We start from the raw sequence: 3,990 nt of genomic DNA, 5'->3' as shown, positions 1-3,990 counted from the left end.
ATCGGTGCGGATGCGACGCCGATTGTCGACACCTGGTGGCAGACCGAAACCGGCGCCGCGATGATCTCCCCACTCCCCGGCGTGACCGTCGCGGTTCCCGGATCGGCCACCCGACCGCTACCCGGCATCTCCGCACGCGTTGTCGACGACCAAGGCAACACCGTCGAACGCAGCCACGAATTCGGTGAGCATGCGCAGGGATATCTCGTCGTCGACGAACCGTGGCCAGCGATGCTGCGAGGGATCTGGGGCGATCCGGAGCGATACCGTGAGACTTATTGGTCGCGGTTCGCCGAGCGGGGCTGGTATTTCGCCGGCGACGGCGCGCGCTACGACGATAACGGCAACATCTGGGTGCTCGGCCGCATCGACGACGTGATGAACGTGTCGGGACATCGAATTTCCACCGCCGAGGTGGAGTCCGCGCTCGTCGGACACTCGCATGTCGCCGAGGCGGCAGTAGTCGGCGCCTCCGATGCGACCACCGGTCAGGCCGTCATCGCGTTCGTGATCCTCCAATCCCACGCCAAGAACCGAGGCGCGGACCTGGTCGAAGATCTGCGCGCCGAGGTGGCGCGCGAGATCTCCCCGATCGCCAAGCCACGAGAGATCCACGTGGTCCCTGAACTACCCAAGACGCGCAGCGGCAAGATCATGCGGCGCCTGTTGCGCGACGTGGCCGAAGGTCGTGATCTCGGCGACACGTCAACGCTGGTCGACCCCGGCGTTTTCGAAGCGATTCGCGCGAGCAGATAGGAGATTTTTGATGGCGAGGTGCACGCGCGATTCACAGAGGGGCATGCGCATGCCGAAGTTGACAACCCGAGTCCAGGTGCTGGGCCGCCCCGCTCGGGGGGCCGGGGCGGCTCGACTCAAAAGAGGGCTGCGGATCGTAGCGGCGCTCTTAACGGTGCCGATGCTTAGCATCGCCCCGAACGCCCATGCCGACCCCGCAGATCCGGCGTTCCAAGAACATTGCCCGGAGCCGGACCCTAACTGCTGGTCTGACCAATCTAGTTACCACGCGTTTTACACCCCGCCGGACCCGCTCCCTGGCACACCAGGCGAACTAATCCGATCCGAGGCACAGAACGGCATCAGGCTCGAGCCATCCGGCCAGCTTGGGACTTGGGTCGCACACGCCACCCGCATCATGTATGTCAGCACCGACGCGCGACACAATCCGGTCGCGGAGACCGGAACCTACCTCGAACCCAATGATCCGTGGCCGGGGCCCGGTCCTCGTCCACTGATCGCCTACGCTGCCTCACCGTTGGGCCTGGGAGACCACTGCGCAGAATCGCGACTGCTCGACCAGGGCGTCCACTTCTCATCGGGCCAGGATCTAATGCTCAACCTAGACGAGGGCTTCCTGGCCACCATGGTCGCCCGCGGCTATGGCGTCGTGGTCTCCGACGGCACGGGAGTAGGCACTCCAGGCCCGGTGCCGTTCCTGATCCGCGACGCGGCCGGACCACCCCTGCTCGACGCCGCACGAGCGGCACTGCAACTACCCGGCACATCACTGAACCCCCACTCGCCGGTGGCGCTGTGGGGCTGGTCGGCCAACGGTGGGCAGGCCTCCGCGGACGCGGCCGAAATAGCCGACAGCTACGCCCCCGACCTGAACGTCGTCGGCGCATGGAGCGGCGCCCCGGCTGCGGACCCAACGCTGCTTCCTCCCTTCATCGATGGCAACGTCTTCATGGTGGCGCTGGGATGGGTGCTCAACGGCGTGTTGGCCGCCTATCCGGAGGCCGCGCCCTTGCTGGCGCCCACGCTCACACCTCGAGGCCAGGAATTAGTCAGCCGCTCGGCGAACATGTGCCTCGTTGAAGGGCTGTGGGACTTCGGCTTCCGCCACCTCGCCGGCTATTTCAACACCGACCCCTACCAGCTGTTCGCCTCCGACCCTGTTCATACTGTCCTGGCGGCGCAACGGCTAGGCACCAGAAAACCGGCTGTGCCGGTCTTCCTGGCTTCCAATCGCTGGGACCCTTTCATGCCCTGGGGGGGAGTTCGCCAGCTGGCACAGGACTGGTGCGACAAAGGCGCCGATGTACAGCTGTGGACTAATTACCAGACGCCATTTTTCGAAAAGATGGCGATCTTCAACCACGTGCTGCCCTGGTGGGTTGACGGTGAAAGATCCATGGCGTGGGTTGCGGATCGGTTCAACGGCCTGCCCACCACTCCCAACTGCACAGAAGTGCCGAACATCCAGTGAGGTTCGCCATCTGATCGGTCGCCCCCTGCCCTCTTTGGTCTTGCTGTCGGCAGCTCGCCGCGGTGTGGTGAGGATTTTTCATGCAACTAGTGGCCCGTCTGCGTTTTGATCTGGCGGAAGGTGTCGTATGACAGGACGGCGGCTTGCGCCGCAACAGCGACGGGAACAGTTGCTCGACGTCGGAGCCGCGATGTTCGCGGAGAAGCCGTATGACGATGTCTTTGTCGAAGACATCGTCGGGCGCGCAGGCGTGTCGAGAGCGCTGTTTTATCACTACTTTGCGAGCAAGCGCGACCTTTACGTCGCGATATTCAAGCGAGCGAGTGACCGGCTGCTGGCACGGACCAGTCCGGATCCCAAGTTGCCGCTGGCCGATCAGCTTGCCAACGGTCTTGAGGCCCACATCCAATATTTTGCCGACCATCCCTTCGAGGCAGTCACGCTCAATCGTGGCGCGCTATCGGACGACCCGGCGATACAAGCGATCATCACTGAGGAGCTCAATGTCATCGGCCAGCGCCTGATCGATAAGCTTGTCTCCGAAGGACGTCGCCGCGACGTCACCGAGATCGCCGTCGAGGGTTGGTTGGCGTTTGTTCGCGGCGCCTGCGTGAGATGGGCGCAGTCGCGGGAGATCAGGGGAGCCGAGCTCACCGACACGTGTCTACGTGCGTTCGGCTGCGCTCTCGGGTACCCCAGCACACTGCAGCCGGAGCCGAACGACGGGAACCATCGCGTCAGCCACCGTAGGCCCAGGGCGTGGAGGGCCACCGCCGCCGACATCGTTGCGAGATTACACGGCGGCCGCGCCAGCATTAGCCAGATCAGTACGCAGACGGACCACTAGCTGAGGAATTTGATTGTCTCGATAATCTCTTGTCGGGCCGAATGTGTTGGTCCATAGCAGCTTCGGCCCGAAGCAGACGTTCGGCGCAGCCGGTGTAGGTGATGCCGAGTGGCGAATTGCTCCATGTGGACATCGAACGGCTGGCTCGCAGATCGTGTCGAAGTTTTGAGTTCGGCCAGGCCTGGAAACGAGCAAGGGAGTTCGTCGCGTGGCGGGGGCAGGCCGTTGTGCTCGAGGAGGCTGTGCAGATGTGAGATCTGACTGCTCTGGCCGGCGGCGTCGACTGGCTGCGCGGGACGTCCTCACTCGCCAGGCCGATCAGCAGGGCGCGAACGCGGGGAGCGTTTCCGGATGCTTTCGGGTCGGTCTGCCCCGCAGAGGATTGTCACGATGGTCCCCATGGCCACAGGGTCGGCGGCGCGGTGGATCTGACCTTCGATGTCACACGTTCTGGGTCCGACGACCCATCCGTCTCAAACTCTGCCGTCAACCCGAACATTGCCGACCAACAGCAGCATTCGGTGAACACGACCGATAGTCACGCCGACGCGCGACAGCAACCGGCTGATTCATCAGATGAAAACGGCGACATTTTTCGTGGATAATGACGATTATCCATGAAATATGCGCAATATGCTGGCAGGCAGTAGGATTGACCTTCCATAACGTCATCGCGGCGTATCGGCTGCTTACTAGGGCGCCCAGATCATCGCGGCGAATCCCGGCCTCGTAGCCGGCTGTTTGATCCTTTCGTCGTCACCCGCCAGGTGGTGCCCGTGCTCCTTTGGAACGGTGGCCGGCGCGCACGTGCTGTCACGCTGTCCGTTGTCGTTCTATCTGAGGCAGGTGCGGGCGTCTGACCTGCGGTGCCTCAGATCAAATGGCGATCCTGTTGCGGGTGGTTTGTCATCTGATC

At 63.3% G+C, this 3,990-nt stretch carries 3 protein-coding genes; all 3 read left to right on the top strand.

Annotated features, from left to right (window positions below; genetic code table 11):
• Positions 1–756, top strand: a 756-nt coding sequence (locus tag AC2VOU_RS06120; protein ID WP_486956567.1) for an AMP-binding enzyme, incomplete at its 5' end; no start/stop codon positions are given.
• A 160-nt stretch (positions 757–916) separates the two neighbouring features.
• Positions 917–2,227, top strand: a complete 1,311-nt coding sequence (locus AC2VOU_RS06115; protein ID WP_486956568.1) for a lipase family protein — start codon at positions 917–919, stop codon at positions 2,225–2,227.
• A gap of 127 nt (positions 2,228–2,354) precedes the next feature.
• Positions 2,355–3,074 (top strand): TetR/AcrR family transcriptional regulator, encoded by a 720-nt coding sequence (locus AC2VOU_RS06110; protein WP_486956566.1) that lies wholly within the window; start codon positions 2,355–2,357, stop codon positions 3,072–3,074.
• Positions 3,075–3,990 lie beyond the last annotated feature (916 nt).

The sequence above is a fragment of the Mycobacterium sp. TH-M25 genome (assembly GCF_057473665.1).
This window is presented reverse-complemented; position numbering and strand designations above follow the sequence as displayed.

Coding starts and splice junctions, on each gene's coding strand:
- AC2VOU_RS06115 (WP_486956568.1), top strand. CDS start 917: ATGCTTAGCATCGCCCCGAACGCCCATGCCGACCCCGCAGATCCGGCG.
- AC2VOU_RS06110 (WP_486956566.1), top strand. CDS start 2,355: ATGACAGGACGGCGGCTTGCGCCGCAACAGCGACGGGAACAGTTGCTC.